General features: G+C 70.1%; 16 protein-coding genes and 1 pseudogene. 5 read left to right on the forward strand and 12 right to left on the reverse strand.

The features are described 5' to 3' along the window. Positions 1–156 (forward strand): annotated as a pseudogene (locus HA630_RS07565) (3-oxoadipyl-CoA thiolase); the annotation flags it as partial. A gap of 51 nt (positions 157–207) precedes the next feature. Here the strand turns inward: HA630_RS07565 and HA630_RS07570 are convergent. Continuing rightward, complete coding sequence (locus tag HA630_RS07570) at positions 208–1,026, reverse strand: helix-turn-helix transcriptional regulator (protein WP_208300014.1); 819 nt, start codon at positions 1,024–1,026, stop codon at positions 208–210. 197 nt (positions 1,027–1,223) lie between these two features. Between HA630_RS07570 and HA630_RS07575 the strand changes: the two genes are divergently transcribed. Continuing rightward, positions 1,224–1,904 (forward strand): flavin reductase family protein, encoded by a 681-nt coding sequence (locus tag HA630_RS07575; RefSeq protein WP_101048318.1) that lies wholly within the window; start codon positions 1,224–1,226, stop codon positions 1,902–1,904. Positions 1,905–1,920: 16 nt separating this feature from the next. Here HA630_RS07575 and HA630_RS07580 read toward each other — a convergent pair whose 3' ends face one another. The 5 genes from HA630_RS07580 to HA630_RS07600 all read right to left on the reverse strand — a co-directional run bounded on the left by HA630_RS07580 (position 1,921) and on the right by HA630_RS07600 (position 6,174). Continuing rightward, the gene (locus HA630_RS07580; protein WP_166833829.1) at positions 1,921–2,526 is read right to left on the reverse strand and encodes an MOSC domain-containing protein; all 606 of its coding nucleotides are present in this window, start codon (positions 2,524–2,526) and stop codon (positions 1,921–1,923) included. 5 nt (positions 2,527–2,531) lie between these two features. After that, the gene (locus HA630_RS07585) at positions 2,532–3,929 is read right to left on the reverse strand and encodes an aminopeptidase P N-terminal domain-containing protein (protein WP_166833831.1); all 1,398 of its coding nucleotides are present in this window, start codon (positions 3,927–3,929) and stop codon (positions 2,532–2,534) included. Positions 3,930–3,959: 30 nt separating this feature from the next. Further along, positions 3,960–4,793, reverse strand: coding sequence for a nucleotidyltransferase family protein (locus HA630_RS07590; RefSeq protein WP_166833833.1), 834 nt, complete (start codon positions 4,791–4,793; stop codon positions 3,960–3,962). Between the two features lie 86 nt (positions 4,794–4,879). Then, positions 4,880–5,236, reverse strand: coding sequence for a carboxymuconolactone decarboxylase family protein (locus HA630_RS07595; RefSeq protein ID WP_166833835.1), 357 nt, complete (start codon positions 5,234–5,236; stop codon positions 4,880–4,882). Positions 5,237–5,556: 320 nt separating this feature from the next. Continuing rightward, complete coding sequence (locus tag HA630_RS07600; protein WP_166833837.1) at positions 5,557–6,174, reverse strand: glutathione S-transferase family protein; 618 nt, start codon at positions 6,172–6,174, stop codon at positions 5,557–5,559. A 132-nt stretch (positions 6,175–6,306) separates the two neighbouring features. On the opposite strand from HA630_RS07600, the gene purB reads away from it, so the two are divergent. After that, positions 6,307–7,755 (forward strand): adenylosuccinate lyase, encoded by a 1,449-nt coding sequence (gene purB / locus HA630_RS07605; protein WP_166833839.1) that lies wholly within the window; start codon positions 6,307–6,309, stop codon positions 7,753–7,755. Between the two features lie 50 nt (positions 7,756–7,805). On the opposite strand, the gene HA630_RS07610 is transcribed toward purB, so the two are convergent. Continuing rightward, on the reverse strand, positions 7,806–8,216 hold the full coding sequence (locus HA630_RS07610) for a DUF3717 domain-containing protein (protein ID WP_166833841.1): 411 nt from the start codon (positions 8,214–8,216) through the stop codon (positions 7,806–7,808). An 89-nt stretch (positions 8,217–8,305) separates the two neighbouring features. Beyond that, the gene (locus HA630_RS07615) at positions 8,306–9,895 is read right to left on the reverse strand and encodes a M48 family metalloprotease (protein WP_166833843.1); all 1,590 of its coding nucleotides are present in this window, start codon (positions 9,893–9,895) and stop codon (positions 8,306–8,308) included. 58 nt (positions 9,896–9,953) lie between these two features. Here HA630_RS07615 and moaC point away from each other — a divergent pair, with 58 nt between their 5' ends. Then, positions 9,954–10,439 (forward strand): cyclic pyranopterin monophosphate synthase MoaC, encoded by a 486-nt coding sequence (gene moaC / locus HA630_RS07620; RefSeq protein WP_166833845.1) that lies wholly within the window; start codon positions 9,954–9,956, stop codon positions 10,437–10,439. 34 nt (positions 10,440–10,473) lie between these two features. On the opposite strand, the gene HA630_RS07625 is transcribed toward moaC, so the two are convergent. From HA630_RS07625 to HA630_RS07635, 3 genes are all read right to left on the reverse strand, one after another. Next, positions 10,474–11,607, reverse strand: a complete 1,134-nt coding sequence (locus tag HA630_RS07625) for an HD domain-containing phosphohydrolase (protein WP_166833847.1) — start codon at positions 11,605–11,607, stop codon at positions 10,474–10,476. 226 nt (positions 11,608–11,833) lie between these two features. Further along, positions 11,834–12,685, reverse strand: a complete 852-nt coding sequence (locus HA630_RS07630; RefSeq protein ID WP_166833849.1) for a 3-hydroxybutyryl-CoA dehydrogenase — start codon at positions 12,683–12,685, stop codon at positions 11,834–11,836. 169 nt (positions 12,686–12,854) lie between these two features. After that, positions 12,855–13,397 carry a phasin family protein gene (locus tag HA630_RS07635; protein WP_166833850.1) on the reverse strand — a complete coding sequence of 181 codons (543 nt, stop codon included), beginning with the start codon at positions 13,395–13,397 and terminating at the stop codon, positions 12,855–12,857. 195 nt (positions 13,398–13,592) lie between these two features. On the opposite strand from HA630_RS07635, the gene HA630_RS07640 reads away from it, so the two are divergent. Next, on the forward strand, positions 13,593–14,093 hold the full coding sequence (locus tag HA630_RS07640) for a CopD family protein (protein WP_371809227.1): 501 nt from the start codon (positions 13,593–13,595) through the stop codon (positions 14,091–14,093). Between the two features lie 28 nt (positions 14,094–14,121). Here HA630_RS07640 and HA630_RS07645 read toward each other — a convergent pair whose 3' ends face one another. Next, positions 14,122–16,794 (reverse strand): bifunctional acetate--CoA ligase family protein/GNAT family N-acetyltransferase, encoded by a 2,673-nt coding sequence (locus HA630_RS07645; RefSeq protein WP_166833854.1) that lies wholly within the window; start codon positions 16,792–16,794, stop codon positions 14,122–14,124. Positions 16,795–16,928 lie beyond the last annotated feature (134 nt).

Raw genomic sequence — 16,928 nt, forward strand, 5'->3', positions numbered from 1 at the left:
GGCGCGATTGCGCTGGGTCATCCGTTGGGGGCCTCGGGCGCCCGCCTGGCCACCACCGCCATCAACCGCCTGCAGCACACCGGCGGCCGCTACGCGCTGTGCACCATGTGCATCGGCGTGGGCCAGGGCATTGCGCTGGTGCTGGAACGCGTCTGACCCCTTGAGCCGGAGGGGCGTTGCCGGGTTGTACCCCGGCGGCGCCCAACGTCAGCCCCGCGCGGCGGGCAACGCCATCGCCAGGGCAAACAACTCGTTGCGGAAGTGGATGCCCAGCCGCTCGAAGGCGCGGTTGCGGTAGGTTTTCACCGTGGGCACGCTCAGGCACAGGTCGGCGGCGATGCCGTCCTGCGTCAGGCCCGCCAGCAGGCGTTCGCACACGTCCAGCTCGCGCGGCGTCAGGGCCGGACAGTGCCTTTGCAGGCGCGCGCGCCAGTCGGGTGTCGCGGCCGTTGCCTGGTCGTGCCCCCAGGCCGGGGATGGCGCCCCAGGCGGCGCGGTCAGCGCCAGGTGTTTTTCCACCAGCGCCAGCAGCCCTGGCGCCAGCGCGGCGAAGTCGCCGATCTGGCCGTCACGCCAGTGCGGCTGCTCCCGGTGCCGGTACAGGTTGAGCGCCAGCACCGCGTCGCCCTGCTGCCGCACCACCGACAGGCGCTCGGCCATGCCGTGCGGGTCGTACACCGCCGCGCGGTGCGGCAGCGGCACCTCCGGCGCGGTGATGTGGCACAGCCAGGCCCGGTCCGCCGGGGGCGCGCCGGCCGCCAGGGTGCGGTCTTGGGCGTGCGGGCCTTGCAGGTAGGCGCGCCAGCAGGCCAGCGTCCGGTCGGGCCCGCCGTGGCTGCCCGAGAGGTACATCGCCGGCGCCGTTCCCACCCGGTACACCGCGTACGAGCCCACCGGCACCAGCGCGCGCAGGCGCTCCAGCACCGCCGGGCCGAAGGCGGGCTGGCCCAGCGGCGCGATCAGCTCGGCCAGCCACTGGCCGCTGACGGCAGCGGCCTGACGGGGGTCGGGGGTCCAGGTCCTCATGGGGCGGTGTCGTCTTCTGGGATGACAGCCGGCGCGACCGGCGCGCCGTACAGTGGGTGTCGAGCGCGCGGGCCAGGCCGGCAGAGATCGCCATTGTCGCCCGCCGCCGCGCCCTTGACCAGCCGCTGAACCCTGAGCCCCGCGCCACCGGCCCGGCCTTCTGGCCCCGGTGGCGCCGCCACCCGAGGAGACTTTGCATGTACTACGAACCCGGTATCACCCCCCACGGCCTGCCGCACGACCCCTTCAAATCCTGCGTGGTGCCGCGCCCCATCGGCTGGATTTCCACCGTGAGCCGCGACGGCCAGCACAACCTGGCACCCTACAGCCAGTTCCAGAACGTCACCTTCAACCCGCCCATCGTCATGTTCTCGGCCAACCAGGACACCTCGGGCCAGCGCAAGGACTCGGTGCGCAACGCCGAGGACACCGGCGAGTTCGTCTGGAACCTGGCCACCTACGAACTGCGCGAGGCGGTCAACATCAGCGCCCAGGAGCTGCCGCACGGCGTGGATGAGTTCGAGCGCGCCGGTCTGGCCAAGCTGCCGTCGCGCAAGGTGAAACCGGCGCGGGTGGGGGGCTCGCCCATCCAGTTCGAGTGCGTCTACCTCAACACCCTGCGCTTCCCTGGCGTGCCGCCCATGGGTACCGCCGACGTGGTGTTCGGCCGCGTGGTGGCGGTGCACATCGCCGACGAGGTGCTCACGCCCGAGGGCTTCGTCGACGTGCTCAAGATCCGCCCGCTGGCGCGCATGGGCTATTTCGACTACACCACGGTGGACAGCAAGTTCCAGATGGTGATTCCGGGCGACAGCCGCGCCCTGCTGGCCGGCCTGGAAGGCTCGCCCGACAAAGCGCGCGCGGCGCAGCAGCCCTGAGCCGCTGCCAGGCGCTTCAGCGCAGGTGCTTGAGGCGTTTGGCGTGGATGGCGTCGGCGATGCTGAAGGCCCGCGGGCCGGCGCGCAGTTCGCCCACCTGGCCGGCCTGCAGCGTGCCGGCCTGCACCACCGCCAGGTAAAACCCGCAGCGGCGCGACAGCACCATGTCCTTGCCCGCCTCGGCGTAGCCCATGACGGCGGCGAACTTGAAGCAGGGCTGGCGCGGCTCGGTCACGCGCAGCACCGCGTCGGGAAAGTGCAGTTCGTCGCCCACGTACACAGCCGCCTCGTCCAGCGGCGCGTCCAGGCCGCGCAGGCCCAGGTTTTCGCCAAAAAAGCCGGGCGGCAGCGCCTCGTCGAACAGGCTGGCGCCGCGTTCGCGCCGCTGCGCCTGCCACCAGGCGTGGTGCTGCACCGGCCAGGCGTAGACCGCCTTGGCCAGGCCGCCGTGCACGCTGGGGTCGGCCTGCTCGTCGCGCTGCAGGCCCAGCGGCGCCAGAGCCACCGCCTCGGTTCGCGGGCGTTTGCCGATGGCGCTGGAAAAACGCCGGCCCTCGGCCACCAGCGGCGCCACGGTGCCGGTGCAGAGGTGGTCGATGACGACGCGCAAAGGCCCGGACATGCGCTTCAACCGCCCATGAGGGCTTCGATCTCGTCGGCCTTCACCGGCACGCCCCGGGTCAGCAGTTCGCAGCCGTTTTCGGTCACCACCGCGTCGTCCTCGATGCGGATGCCGATGTTCCAGAAATGCTCGGGCACGCCGGGCGCCGGGCTCACGTAGAGGCCGGGCTCGATGGTCAGCACCATGCCGGGGCGCAGGACGCGGCTGGGTCGGTCTTTGATGGTTTCGCCACTCAGCGGGTCTTGGCGCTCGCTCAGTTGGCCGAGTTCGCTCGGTTCCACATAGCTGCCCACGTCGTGCACGTCCAGCCCCAGCCAGTGGCCGGTGCGGTGCATGTAGAAGCGGAAGTAGTGGCGCTCGGCGATCACGTCGTCCAGGTGGCCCACGTCGTTGCGGTTCAGCAGCCCCAGGTCGAGCATGCCCTGGGCCAGCACCTTCACCGTGGCGTCGTGCGGGTCCACAAAGCGGCTGCCGGGCCGGGTGGCGGCAATGGCGGCCTCTTGCGACGCCAGCACCAGGTCGTACAGGTCGCGTTGCGGGCCGGTGAACCTGCCGTTGGCCGGGAAGGTGCGGGTGATGTCGCTGGCGTAGCCGTCGAGTTCGCAGCCGGCGTCGATCAGCACCAGTTCGCCGTCGCGCACCGGGGCGGCGTCGGCGCGGTAGTGCAGCACGCAGGCGTTGGCGCCGGCGGCCACGATGCTGCCGTAGGCCGGGTACTGTGAGCCGTGCTGGCGGAATTCGTGCAGCAGCTCGGCGTCCAGGTGGTATTCGCGCAGGTCCTGCCCGGCGCGGAGGGTGGCTGCGCTGCGGCGCATGGCGCGGATGTGGGCCTGGGCGCTGATCTGCGCGGCGCGCCGCATCACGTCGATTTCGTGGGCGTCTTTGATCAGGCGCATCTCGTCGAGCGGGCCGCACAGGTCGCGCTGGGCGTCGGGGCACAGGGCGCCGTAGCGCACGCGGGCACGCACCTTCTGCAGCCAGCCGTCCACCCGGGTTTCCAGGCCGGTGTGCACCGCGAACGGGTACCACACGGTGTGGCGGTTTTCCAGCAACTTCGGCAGGCGGGTGTCCAGCTCGTCCACCGAAAAGGCTTCGTCCACACCCAGCGCGCCGGGCGCGGCCTGCGGCCCGAGGCGGATGCCGTCCCAGATCTCACGCTCCAGGTCTTTGGGCTGGCAGAACAGCGTGGTGTGGCCCTCGGCGGTGATGACCAGCCAGGCGCGCGGCTCGGTGAAGCCGGTCAGGTAGTAGAAGTAGCTGTCGAACCGGAACAGGTACTCGCTGTCGCGGTTGCGGGTGCGTTCCGGCGCGGTGGGCACGATGGCCACGCCGCCCGGGCCCAGCTGGGCGGCCAGGCGGGCACGGCGGTCGGCGTACAGGGCTTGGTGGGGGATGGCGGTCATGGTCAACGATGATACGCAAGCGCCCGTGTTTCAGTGCAGGGCGGCCGAGGTGGGCCCAGGGGCGTTGAGGGCGGCCAGCCGCTCGGGCGTGCCCACGTCCACCCAGCGGTCGGGGTACACCGAGGCGCCCACCTGCCCCGTGTCGATGGCGGCGCGCAGCATGGGCCCCAGTGGGGCGGCCACGCCCTGCGGGTTGCCCGCTGGAATGGGGCACCAGGGCTGCGCGAAGAACGCCTTTTTGTACAGGCCGATGGTGGAGTAGGTGTGCTTGGGCGCGTCGGCGCCGTTGTGCGCCAGCAGGCGGCCGCCGGGCAGCACCGCCACGCCAAAGTCGCCCTGGGGGTGGTGGTCCGGGTTGGGCACCAGCCAGATGTGCGCCAGCAGCGGGCTGCGCGCAAACGCCGCCCGCACCGCGTGGGAAAACACGAACTCGGGCGCGAACACGTCGCCGGCCAGCAGCCAGAACACGTCGTCCAGCCGGGGCAGTGCGCGCACAATGCCGCCGGCCGTCTCCAACGCGCCGCCAAAGTCCTGCCCTTCCATGGAGTAGTGCAAGGCCAGTTGAGGGGCCGGGCCTGCGCCGTCCCACGCCGCCGCCTGGGGCGTGAAGCGGGCGCCGAACCGGGCCGGCATCTGCTCGCCCAGCCACGCGGTGTTGATGCACACACTGCGCACGCCGCCCCGGGCCAGGGCTTCCAGGTGCCACTGCATCAGTGGCTTGCCCTGCACGGCCAGCAGAGGTTTGGGGGTGGTGTCGGTCAGCGGGCGCATGCGCTCGCCGCGGCCGGCGGCCAAGAGCAGGGCTTGGGCCGGTTCGGGTGGGTTCGGGTTCGGGGTGGGGCGGGCGGTGGACAAGGCGGTCATGGGCGGGGCAAAGGCGGTGGGCGGCCACCCGGAGAGGGGCGGTGCGGCCCAGGGTGGATCACCCCGCCAGTGTAGAGGGCCCGGCCTCAGCCCGGCGCCCCCGGGTGCAGCGTGTCCCAGGCCTTCAGGGCCTCGGCCGCGTACATGAGCGACGGGCCGCCGCCCATGTACACGCACACCGACAGCGTTTCCTCCAGCTCCGCGCGGGTGGCGCCCAGGCGGTGCAGCGCCTTCACGTGGAAGCCGATGCAGCCCGAGCAGCGCTGGCTCACCCCGATGGCCAGGGCGATCAGTTCCTTCTGCTTGGTGCTCACCGCGCCTTCGGCCATGGCGGCCTGGGCCAGCAGCGCAAAGCCCTTCATGGTGTCGGACTGGTTTTTGCGGAACGGCCCCAGGCATTCGTTGATATCCTGGATCAGGCCGGGGTGGTCGAAAGTGCTCATGGCGCGGGGCTCCTGCGGTGGAATAGGGGCCCCAGTATCGGCCCGCGCCCGCAGGCCGGGTTTGACGCAGGTCAGCCGCGGTGCACGCGGCGGCCACAATTTGTTGCAAATCGGCCCGGTGGCGGGCGCAAGGCTGGGAACTTTGGGCGGCGCCTCGCACACATACCTACGTGGCCGCCGTTGGGGCGCCACACCCGGTTAATCGTGTTGCGAAGCCAGTCGGTCTGCCTAGGGCCGCGGTCACCCCCGAGGGCGTTTCTCCTCCTCCCTCCCTCCTCCCTTTGCCCCGGGGCGCTTCGCAACACCTTTTATTTCGGTGCTCAGGCCGGCGGCAGGCTGTCGTGGAAGCTGGGGCGCTGGGCCAGTTTGTCGAACCACTTGGCCAGGTTGGGGTGCTCTGGCCGCCAGGCCAGTTGCGGGAAGCGGAAATCCAGGTAGCCCAGGGCGCAGCCCACCGCCACGTCGGCCAGCGTCAGGTGGATGCCGTGGCAGAACGGCCGGTCGCCCAGCCCCTGCGCCATGGCCCGCAGGCTCAGGTGGATTTTGTCCATCTGCCGGGCGATCCAGGCGGGGGACCGCTCGCCCTCGGCGCGGCCGGCCCAGGTGGCCTCCAGCCGGGCCAGCACCGCGGCGTCCAGCATGCCGTCGGCCAGGGCCTCCCAGGTTTTGACTTCGGCGCGTTCGCGCCCACCGGCCGGGATCAGCTTGCCCACGGGCGACAGGGTGTCCAGGTACTCGACGATGACGCGCGAGTCGAACACCGCCTCGCCGCCTTCCATGACCAGACACGGCACCTTGCCCAGCGGGTTTGCCTCGCCGATGGTGGTCTGGGCCGACCACACGTCTTCTTCCACAAACTGGAAATCGAGCTTTTTTTCGGCCATGACGATGCGCACTTTGCGCACGTAGGGGCTGGTGGTGGAGCCGATCAGTTTCATGTCTGGTGTGGGTGTCCCTTGGGAAGGCCATTTTAGCCAGCGGTCCCCCGCGCGGGGCGGGGCCCCCCAGCCACCGTGTGGGCCCCGGGTTTTGCGGCGGGTGGGGGCGGGCCTTCTACAATTCGGGGCATCATGCAAGCAATCACCTCCGTCGAATTTTCCCCGGTCACCGCCCTGTCGCCGCTGGATGGCCGCTACGTGGGCAAGCTGGCCGCGCTGCGCCCCTTCATGAGCGAGTACGGCTACATGCACCGCCGCGTGCAGGTCGAACTGGCCTGGTTCGAGCACCTGAGCGACGCCGGCTTCGCCGAATTCCCGCCGCTGTCCAGTGCCGCCCGCGCCCATTTGCGCGCCGTGGTGGCGAACTTCAGCCCCGCCGACGCCGAGGCCATCAAGGCCATTGAAAAAACCACCAACCACGACGTGAAGGCGGTGGAATACTGGATCCGTGGCAACGCGGCCATGGGCGTCAAAGGCGCCTTCGACGGCTGGCCCGAGCTGCAAAAGGCCGGCGAGTTCGTGCACTTTGCCTGCACCAGCGAAGACATCAACAACACCAGCCACGCGCTGCAGATCAAGGCCGGGCGCGACCAGGTGCTGCTGCCGGGCCTGGACGGCATCATCGACAAACTGCGCACCATGGCGCACACCTTCGCCGCCGTGCCCATGCTCAGCCGCACCCACGGCCAGACCGCCAGCCCCACCACCGTGGGCAAGGAACTGGGCAACGTGGCGGTGCGCCTGAGCACCGTGCGCGCCAAAATCGCCGACGTCAAACTCATGGGCAAGATGAACGGCGCTGTGGGCAACTACAACGCCCACCTGAGCGCCTGGCCCGAGTTCGACTGGGAAGCCTTTGCCCGCGCCGTGGTGGAAACGCCGGAAGCCAGCGCTGAGACGCCGGCCGACGCCCAGATCGGCCTGGGCCTGACCTTCCAGCCTTACTCCATCCAGATCGAGCCGCACGACTACATGGCCGAGTTGTTCGACGCCGTGGCACGCAGCAACACCATCCTGATCGACCTGGCGCGCGACATCTGGGGTTACGTGTCGCTGGGTTACTTCAAGCAAAAGCTCAAGGCGGGCGAAATCGGTTCGTCCACCATGCCGCACAAGGTCAACCCGATCGACTTCGAGAACGCCGAAGGCAACCTGGGCTTGGCCAATGCGCTGTTGAAGCACCTGAGCGAAAAGCTGCCCATCAGCCGCTGGCAGCGCGACCTGACCGACTCCACCGTGCTGCGCAACATCGGCGTGGCACTGGGCTATGCCGTGCTGGCGCACCAGTCGCTCATGACCGGCCTCAACAAGCTGGAGCTGAACGAGGAAGCGCTGGCCGCCGACCTCGACGCCGCCTGGGAGGTGCTGGCCGAGCCCATCCAGACCGTGATGCGCCGCTACGGCGTGCCGGGCGCCTACGAGAAGCTCAAGGAAGTGACCCGCGGCAAGAGCGTCACGAAAGAGGCGCTGCACGGCCTGATCGTGTCGTTGGACATTCCGCAGGCCGACAAAGACCGCCTGCTGGCCATGACCCCGGCGAGCTACACCGGCCAGGCCGAGGCCCTCGCCCGCCGCGTCTGACGCCCCCTGGGCGCCTTCAAAAAACCACCGCGTCGCACCGGTGGTTTTTTTTATCGGTTCTCCACCGCGCGTTCGGCGTAGGTGTTGAAGCGCCAGGCGCTGTTCTCCCGGGTGATGCGGCACCAGGTGGCGCGCTTGGCCACCGGGTCCATTGCGGGCCAGCGCTGCACCTCGTCGAAGGTGCGGCCACAGCCCTTGCACCACTCGTCGCCCTGGCTGGTGGAGCAGATGGCGATGCAGGGCGTGTCGGGCGTGGTGTCGTACCAGGCCAGCCAGGCGGCGTAGGCCGCGGGCGGCATGGTGGCGGCGTCGGCCTGGTCTTCGTGGTGGTACACCATCAGCGCGTACACCTCGGCCAGGGCGCGGGTTTCGGGCGGCAGCACCACCCCGTCGGGCGAGGGGCGGCGGGCGCGCCAGAAGTTGATGGCGGCTTCGATGTCGGTGATGTGGATTCCTGCCATGGCGGCCTGCGCGTGTGCGTTGCGGGGGGCGATGATAGCCCCAGCGCGCCGGGTGGCTGGGGTGGCGGGTTATTGCCGGGGCGGCGGCGTCAGCGGGCCTCGGCCTCGCGCAGCTGTTCGCGCACCAGCCGTTCGGTGTCGCGCACCCGGGCGTCCAGGATGGACAGTTCGATGTGGTCCGCCCCGGGCCGGCCGCGCGCCAGTTGTTGCGCGGCTTTGAAGCGTTCCAGCGCACCCGGCGCGTCCAAGTGGGCCAGTCGGGCCTCGGCCGTGGCCCGGGCGGCGCGCTCCGGCTGGCCCTGGGCCTGCTGCAGCACGGCCAGCGTCTGCCAGGCCGAGGCGTCGCGCGGGTGCAGCGCGGTCCAGGTCTGCAGCCGCTGGATGGCGCTGCGCTGCACGCCGGCGTCGGCGCCCACGGCGCTGCGCGCCGCCACCAGCACGCTGCTGCGCTGGCCGTCGGCCAGGGCGCGGTCGCGCAGCTGGGCCAGGTGCTGGGCCGTGGCGGCGGCCTGTGCGGCGGGCACGCTGGCGCCGGGCAGCACCTCCAACTCCAGCCAGCGCAGCGCCCATTGCGCGTCGGCGTCGGGCGGCAGGCTGGCGCGCAGCTGGGTCAGGCCGGTCCAGACGCGGGCGCCGTCGCGCAGGCGGGCGGCGGCCAGGGTGGCGGCGTAGCGCTGGCCCAGGGTGGCGGGGTCGTCGCGCGGGCCGTTGCTGGCGTTCAGGGTTTGGGCCAGGGCGCGCAGGCGGTCGGTGTCGGGCTCGGACAGCACCCGGGCGCGGGCCGACATCAGGGCGTGGTAAGTGGCCGACACCGGGGCCGGGCCGGTGCGGCCCGGCGCGGCGTGGTCGTGCTGGGGCACCCGGGCGCGCATGTCGGCCAGGCGTTCGGTGGTCAGCGGGTGGCTGCGCAGGTAGGGGAAGGCGCCGTCGTCGTTCAGCCGCGAGGCCTGCTGCAGCTTGTCGAACATGCTCACGAAGCCGTGACCGTCGAAGCCGGCGTCGGTCATGATGCCAAAGCCCACCCGGTCGGCCTCGCGCTCCATGTCGCGCGAGAAGTTCAGCTGCGACTGCGCCGCCACCGCCTGCCCGCCCACGATGGCGGCGTTGGCGATGTCGGCGTTCTTGGCCGCGCTGGCCGCCAGCGCCCCCAGGATCATGGAGGCGATGATCCACGGCGCCTGCTGGCTCTGGCGCGCGATCAGCCGGGCGATGTGCCGCTGCGACACGTGGCTGAGTTCGTGGGCCAGCACCGAGGCCAGTTCGTCGGCGCTGGCCACCGTGGCCAGCAGCCCCAGGTGCACCCCCAGGTAGCCGCCGGGCAGGGCGAAGGCGTTGACGCTGCGGTCGCGCCCGATCATGATCTCCCAGGCGAAGCGCTCGGCCAGGTCGGGCGACAGGTCGCCGCGTTCACGCGCCGCCGCCACCAGCGGCCGCCACAGCGCCTGCAGGTAGCCGTCCAGCACCGGGTCGTCCAGGTAGTCCGGGTCGCGGTAGATGGCGCGGGCGATCTGGTCGCCCAGGCGGCGCTCCTCGCTCAGCGAGAGTTCGTGCCCGTCGCCCAAGGCCGGCAGGCTGCGGCCCAGCGACGGGGCCTGGGCCTGGCCCAGCGACACAGGCCCCAGCCACAGCGGGGCGGCCAGCAACAGGGGCCAGCAACGGCGAACGAAAGGCAGGCGCATCCCCGTATGATGCCCGCACTTGGCAAAGATTCCGACAACCCTCCCCCTTCCTCCGCGCATGACTTCGTCCCCCCTCACCCATTTCGACGCCCAAGGCCAAGCCCACATGGTGGACGTGGGCGCCAAGCAGGCCACCCACCGCGTCGCCGTGGCCCAGGGCCGCATCGCCATGCGGCCCGAAACGCTGGCCCTGGTGGCCGCCGGCCACGCCAAAAAGGGCGACGTGCTGGGCGTGGCCCGGCTGGCCGGCATCATGGCCGCGAAAAAGACCAGCGACCTGATCCCGCTGTGCCACCCGATCGCGCTGAGCCGGGTGGCGGTGGAGTTCGAGCTGGAACCCGAGGCAAACGCCGTGCGGTGCCGCGCCACCGCCGAATGCACCGGCCCCACCGGGGTGGAAATGGAGGCCCTGACCGCCGTGCAGGTGGCCCTGCTGACCATTTACGACATGTGCAAGGCCGCCGACCGGGGCATGGTGATTTCCGACGTGCAGCTGCTGGAGAAGCACGGGGGCAAGTCGGGCAGCTTCGTGGCGGCGCAGTGAGCGGGCCCGCGGGCGGCCGCTGCCAGCGCGGCCTTCAGGCCGGCTCGTCGTTGTAGCGTTCGCGGATCGCCAGGATCTCGGGCAGGTGCTCGTGCACCGCGCGCACACAGGCGGGGTCCAGCTGGCCGGCGGCGACCATGCGGTCCAGTTCGCCCAGCGCCGCTTGCGGCGTCCACACCTGTTTGTACGGGCGCAGGGCGGTCAGCGCGTCGAAAATGTCGGCCACGGTGACGATGCGTGCTTCCACCGGCACCGCATCGCCGCGCAGGCCGCGCGGGTAGCCCGAACCGTCCAGGTACTCGTGGTGGCAGTGCACGATGTTGCGCAACACGGTCGAGTCCGGCAGGCGCTGGTGGGCACCGGTGCCGACGATGCGGTCGATGATCTGCACGCCCTTGTCCACGTGCCCTTCCATGACCACGCGTTCGGCGGCGTCGAGCTTGCCGGGCTTGAGCAGCACCTTGTCGGGAATGCCGATCTTGCCGATGTCGTGCAGCGACGAGAACAGGTACACGCTTTCCACGAACTCGTCGTTCAGGCCGAAGTGCAGCGCCACCGCCAGCGCGATGACGCGGGAATAGCGCGCCATGCGCTCCAGGTGCGCGCCGGTTTCAAAGTCGCGCACCTCGGCCAGTTCGCGCGCCACCCGAGTGGCTTCCAGCACCGAGCGCACCGCCGCGAACTCGCTGGCGATCGCCATGCCGATCAGGTTGCTGTAGAGCACCAGGTCGCGCTGCACCTCGGGGCTGAAGGCGCCGGTCTGCAGGGAGTCGAAAAACACAAAACCCTGCAGCTGGCCACCGTCGTACAGCGGCACGGTGAAGGACGAGCGGTAGCCCTGTTCCCGCAGCCACTGGGCGTGGCCGGTGTTGGACTGCACCATCTGGGCGATGTCGTCCAGCACCCGGAACTCGCCACTGCGGGCCAGGGCGCTCAGGGCCTGGCTGTCCGACAGTTTGTACTCGTAACCGCTGATCGCGCGCCCGGCGCGGGTGCTGTTGATGAAGGTCTTGAGCGTGTCTTCCTGCGCGTCGTAGAGCGCGCAGGCGATGCGGTCCACCGCCGGCACCGTGTCGAGCAGGTGCTGGTGCAGCGTCTGCAGGCGTTGGGTCAGCGTGTCGGCGTGCTGGCTGAGGCCGGACAGCAGCCGCTGGGGGTTGGGGGACATGGCAGGGCGCGGGGGGAACCGTTAGACAGAGGGATATTGTACATATCCATCGTTTTTCACAAAAATCTTTGCCAGATTTGCGTTTGTGACGGTCGCGGCAAGGTGTGGGGCGTTCACCGTTTGCGACGCGGTCTATCGTACCAGTGTCTTGGACGGTGTGGGGGTGCGGCGCCGCCTGCCCCCGACGGGCGCCGCACCGCCGCCGGCAGGCGGCGGGTCGGGTGCGTCAGTAGCGGTACACGCCGCGGCCGGTCTTGCGGCCCAGGTAACCGGCGGCCACCATTTCTTTCAGCAATGGGCAGGGGCGGTACTTGCTGTCGTTGAACTCGGCGAAGTAGACGTTCATCACCGCCAGGCACACGTCCAGACCGACCAGGTCGGCCAAGGCCAGCGGGCCGATGGGGTGGTTGCAACCCAGCTTCATGCCGTTGTCGATGTCTTCGGCGCTGGCCAGGCCCTCGGCCAGCACGAAGAAGGCCTCGTTGATCATCGGCACCAGGATGCGGTTGACCACAAAGCCCGGCGCGTTCTTCACCGTGATCGGCGTCTTGCCCAGCTTGAGCGCCAGCGCGTGCACGGCGGCGTGGGTGCTGTCGCTGGTCTGCAGGCCGCGGATGATCTCCACCAGCGCCATCATGGGCACCGGGTTGAAGAAGTGCATGCCGATGAAGCGGTCGGCGCGCTGGGTCACGGCGGCCAGCTGGGTGATACCGATGGAGCTGGTGTTGGTGGCCACCAACGTGTCGGCCGGCAGCAGGCCGTCGAGCTGGCGCAGGATCTTGATCTTGAGTTCGAGGTTTTCCGTGGCGGCCTCGATGACCAGTTGCGCGCCCTTCAGGTCGTCGTAGCTGGTGGAGCCCCGCAGGCGTGCCATGGCCGCGTCCTTGTCGGCGGCCGTCATCTTGTCTTTTTTGATGAGGCGGTCGAGGCTGCCGGCCACGGTGGCGATGCCCTTTTGCACGGCGGTTTCGCTGATGTCGACCATCACGACCTGGATGCCGCTGACCGCACAGGCCTGTGCAATGCCGTTGCCCATGGTGCCGGCGCCAACGATGCCGACGGTGAGAATTTCGCTCATGTGTCCTCCAGTGACAGGGAATGGGGTGTGTCGCCGATTATCGGTGCCGGCCCCGCGGGTCTGCCCCCCGGGGGCGGGGGGTGGTGTCGGGTTGGCGTCAATTGTGCCGCGCAAGGCGCAAAAAAAGCCCCGGGCCGAAGCGCGGGGCTGGTGCAAAGCGCTGAAAGAATCAGGCTTTGGTGGCCTTGACCGGCTTGGCGGCCAGGGCGCTGGTGGTCACGGCGTTGAAGTTGGCTTCGGCCAGCTCGGTGGCTTGCTTGACGGCCTTCTGCACCGACTCCATGGCGGAGGTGGCGGTGGACATGGCGTTCTTGACGGCGGCCACGGCGGACTCGGAACCCTGGGGGGCGCTCTTGACGGCGGTGTCCACGGCCGAAGCGAACTGCTTCTGCGCGTCGGCGGCTTGGGCTTCGGCCACTTTGCCGAACTCGGCGCCGACACCGGAGGCGATGTCGTACAGGTGGCGGCTGTAGGAAGCGGCTTTCTCGGCCAGCGGCTGCAGCACGGTGGACTGCAGGGCAACCAGCTCTTGCACGTCTTTCACGCTCAGCACGGCTTGGGCGTGGCTGGCGCTCTCGGACAGGGAAGCCTTGGCGGCTTGCAGGTTCAGCTCGTTCAGCTTTTCAACGCTGGCCAGGGCTTTGCTGCTCAGGTCGAACAGGGTGGCGACTTGGGCTTTTTGAGCGGCGAGGATTTGTTCAACGGTCAACATGGCGGTACTCCTTGAAAAAAGGGCGGGTGGCAGGGACAGTAGCGCGCCGGTGCGACAGGGCTGTGACAGTTTTGTCGACTTATGCTGCGCTGCAACATGAGTCCAAGTATACGGGTCTGGCACCGGATTGCAAGCCTTTTGTTGCACTGCAGCACAAAAGCCACGGTGGCGGCTGGGCCGGCGAAAACTGGTAAGGTGCGTGCCGACCGAACCCACTGGATACCCGCCATGCTCTACGCCCTGCTCAAAACCGCCCATGTCCTGTCCATCGTTGTGTGGATCGGGGGCATGGTGTTCGCCCATTTCTTCCTGCGCCCGGCCACCGCGCCGCTGGAGCCGGCGGTGCGCGTGCGCCTGATGCACGCGGTGCTGCAGCGCTTTTTCGGGGCCATCACCGTGCTGTCGCTGGTGGCGCTGTTCAGCGGCGCCTGGATGATGGGCCGCGTCGCCAAGGAGGCGGTGCAGTCCGGCGGCAGCTTTGCCATGCCGCTGGACTGGACGGTCATGTCCATCCTGGGCACGCTGATGGTGCTCGTCTTTGGCCACATCCGCTTCGCCCTGTACGGCCGGCTGCGCCGCGCGGTGCAGGCGAGCGACTGGACCGCCGGCGGCGCAGCCCTGCAGCAGATCCGCCAGTGGGTGCTGGTGAACCTGGGGCTGGGCCTGTTCATCGTGGCGTTCACGCTGCTGGCCTGACGCCCGGGCCCCAGCGCCCCGCCCCGGGTCAGCCCTGGGGCGGGGCCTGCAGCGGCAGCTCGACGTGGCGCAGGTCGTGGTCCTCCGGGTGCGCCTCGATGCGGAAGCCCAGCCGGCTGGCCAGGCCCAGCATGCCCTTGTTTTCGCGCAGCACCGTGCCGACGATGCGCTGCGTGCCGTTGGCGCGCAGGTAGCGCACCAGCTTGTCCATCAGGATCCAGCCCATGCGCTTGCCCTTGAGGTCGGAGCGCACGATCACGCCGAACTCGGCCGCGTCGTTGTCGGGGTCGCAAATGCCGCGCACCACGCCCAGCGTTTCCTCGCCGCCATCGGCCAGCGGCAGCGTGGCCACAAAGGCGATCTCGCGGTCGTAGTCGATCTGGGTCAGCCGCGCCAGCTCGCTGTGCTCGATGCTGCGCCGGGTGTAGAACACGCGCAGGCGGATGTCCTCGGGCGTCAGGCGCTGGAAAAACGCCAGGTGCTGGGCCTCGTCCTCGGGGCGGATCGGGCGCAGGGTGAGGGTGCGGCCGTCGTCCCAGGGCCGGGTTTCGACCAGGTCCTGCGGGTAGGGCTTGATGGCGAAATGGGCGGCGCCCGCGGGCCGGCTGCGGCACAGCCGCACCCGGGCGTCCAGGGCCATGGCGCCGTCGGGGTTCACCACCAGCGGGTTGATGTCGAGTTCGGCGATTTCCGGCACGTCGGCCAGCAACTGCGAGATCGCCACCAGCGCGTGGGTGATGGCGCCGCGGTCGGCGGCGGGCACGTCGCGGTAGCCGCGCAGCAGTTTGGCCACGCGGGTGCGGTCGATCAGCGCCTCGGCCAGCGGCGCGTTCAGCGGCGGCAAGGCCAGCGCGCGGTCGCCCACCACCTCCACCGACACGCCGCCCTGGCCGAACAGGATGACCGGGCCGAACAGGGGGTCGATGCTGGCGCCCAGGATCAGTTCGTGGGCGTGCTCGCGCCGCACCATGGGCTGCACGGTGAAGCCTTCGATGCGCGCGCCCGGCTGGCGTTCGGCCACCCGCTCCAGCATGGCCTGGGCGGCCTGGGCCACCTCGGCGGCGTTGTGCAGGTTCAGGCGCACCCCGCCCACGTCGGACTTGTGGGTGATGTCGTGCGAGAGGATTTTCAGCACCACCGGGTAGCCCAGGGTGTCGGCGGCGTAGACGGCGGCCTCGGCCTCGGGCGGCACCACCCGCGTCGGCGTCACCGGAATGCCGGCCAGCCGCAGCAGTTCCTTGGCCTCGGGTTCGGTCAGGATGTCGCGGCCGTCGGCCAGCACAAAGTCCACCAGCTGGCGGATGGCCGGCAGGTCCAGCCCGTTGCCCAGCGGCGCGGCCGGCGGGGTTTCCATCAGCTCGGCCTGGTGGCGGTGGAACTGGCGCAAGAAAGAAAACGCCCGCACCGCTTCTTCGGGGGTGTCGTAGTCGGGCACGCCGCCGGCGCGGAACAAGGCGCGCGCCTCGGCCACCGCGCTGTGGCCCAGCCAGCTGCCCAGCACGCGCGGCGGCCGCTCCTGGGCCAGCGGCAGCAGGGCCTGGGCGATCTCGGTGCTGGGCACGATGGCGGTGGGTGCCTGCACGAAGAGGATGGCGCTGTCGCGCGCCTGGCGCAGCAGCTTAAGGGCGTCCACGTAGCGCTGCGCCGGCGCGTCGCCGATGATGTCCACCGGGTTGGCGCGCGACCAGTTGCCGGGCAGCACCGCGTCGAGCTGGGCCACCAGCTCGGGCGCCAGCGGGGCCAGTTCCACCTCGGCGTAGGCGGCGGCGTCGGCCGCCATGACGCCAGCGCCGCCGCCGTTGGTCAGCACGATCAGGCGTTCGCTCCGGTTGTCGCGGAAGCGGGCCAGCAGTTCGGCCGCCATGAACAGGTGTTGCAAGGTGTACACCCGCAGCATGCCGGCGCGGGAAATGGCGGCGTCGAACACCTCGTCCGAGCCGGCCAGCGCGCCGGTGTGCGAGGCCGCGGCCTTCTGCCCCTGGGCCGAACGCCCGGCCTTGACCAGGATGACCGGCTTGTTGCGCGCCGCCGCCCGCGCCGCCGACATGAATTTGCGCGGCGCGTCGATCGACTCGACGTAGAGCAGGATGGCGCGGGTTTTGGGGTCGCTGCCCAAGAAGTCCAGCATGTCGCCAAAGTCCACGTCGGCGTGTTCGCCGAGCGAGACGAAGTGCGAGAAGCCGATCTGGCGCGAGTTGGCCCAGTCCAGCATGGCGGTGACCAGCGCGCCCGACTGGGACACGAAAGCGATGGAGCCCGGGGCCGCGTCGGCGTGGGCGAAGCTGGCGTTGAGGCCCAGGTGCGGCACCAGCATGCCGATGCAGTTGGGCCCCAGGATGCGCAGGGTGTGGGTGCGGGCCGCGTCCAGCATGGCCTGCTTTTGGTGGGCGTCGAGCCCGGCGGTGACCACCACCGCCGCGCGCGTGCCTTTGGCGCCCAGTTCGGCGATCAGCCCCGGCACCGTGGCCGGCGGGGTGCAGATGACGGCCAGGTCGGGCGCGGCGGGCAGCGCCGCCACCGACGGCCAGGCCGGCACGTCGCCCAGCTGGCGCAGCCGCGGGTTGACCGGGTAGAGCGTGCCCTGGAAGCCGCGCGACAGGTTGTGCCACACGGTGGCGCCGACGCTGTGGGCGCGGTCGGAGGCGCCAAAGACGGCGACGCTGCGGGGGGCGAAGAGGCGGTCGAGGTTGCGGATCGTCATGGGGTGTTGCGGTGGGCCATCCAGGCGATGAGGGAAGAACGCATGGCTTCTTCCACCGACATGTCGATGGGGGTGAGCCAGTCGCGCGGCACGAACAGGGTGTAGCCGCCGATCATGTAACCCATGGGCAGGTA

The organism is Aquabacterium sp. A08 (genome assembly GCF_011742065.1).

Coding starts and splice junctions, on each gene's coding strand:
- HA630_RS07570 (WP_208300014.1), bottom strand. CDS start 1,026: ATGAGGACCTGGACCCCCGACCCCCGTCAGGCCGCTGCCGTCAGCGGC.
- HA630_RS07575 (WP_101048318.1), top strand. CDS start 1,224: ATGTACTACGAACCCGGTATCACCCCCCACGGCCTGCCGCACGACCCC.
- HA630_RS07580 (WP_166833829.1), bottom strand. CDS start 2,526: ATGTCCGGGCCTTTGCGCGTCGTCATCGACCACCTCTGCACCGGCACC.
- HA630_RS07585 (WP_166833831.1), bottom strand. CDS start 3,929: ATGACCGCCATCCCCCACCAAGCCCTGTACGCCGACCGCCGTGCCCGC.
- HA630_RS07590 (WP_166833833.1), bottom strand. CDS start 4,793: ATGACCGCCTTGTCCACCGCCCGCCCCACCCCGAACCCGAACCCACCC.
- HA630_RS07595 (WP_166833835.1), bottom strand. CDS start 5,236: ATGAGCACTTTCGACCACCCCGGCCTGATCCAGGATATCAACGAATGC.
- HA630_RS07600 (WP_166833837.1), bottom strand. CDS start 6,174: ATGAAACTGATCGGCTCCACCACCAGCCCCTACGTGCGCAAAGTGCGC.
- purB (WP_166833839.1), top strand. CDS start 6,307: ATGCAAGCAATCACCTCCGTCGAATTTTCCCCGGTCACCGCCCTGTCG.
- HA630_RS07610 (WP_166833841.1), bottom strand. CDS start 8,216: ATGGCAGGAATCCACATCACCGACATCGAAGCCGCCATCAACTTCTGG.
- HA630_RS07615 (WP_166833843.1), bottom strand. CDS start 9,895: ATGCGCCTGCCTTTCGTTCGCCGTTGCTGGCCCCTGTTGCTGGCCGCC.
- moaC (WP_166833845.1), top strand. CDS start 9,954: ATGACTTCGTCCCCCCTCACCCATTTCGACGCCCAAGGCCAAGCCCAC.
- HA630_RS07625 (WP_166833847.1), bottom strand. CDS start 11,607: ATGTCCCCCAACCCCCAGCGGCTGCTGTCCGGCCTCAGCCAGCACGCC.
- HA630_RS07630 (WP_166833849.1), bottom strand. CDS start 12,685: ATGAGCGAAATTCTCACCGTCGGCATCGTTGGCGCCGGCACCATGGGC.
- HA630_RS07635 (WP_166833850.1), bottom strand. CDS start 13,397: ATGTTGACCGTTGAACAAATCCTCGCCGCTCAAAAAGCCCAAGTCGCC.
- HA630_RS07645 (WP_166833854.1), bottom strand. CDS start 16,794: ATGACGATCCGCAACCTCGACCGCCTCTTCGCCCCCCGCAGCGTCGCC.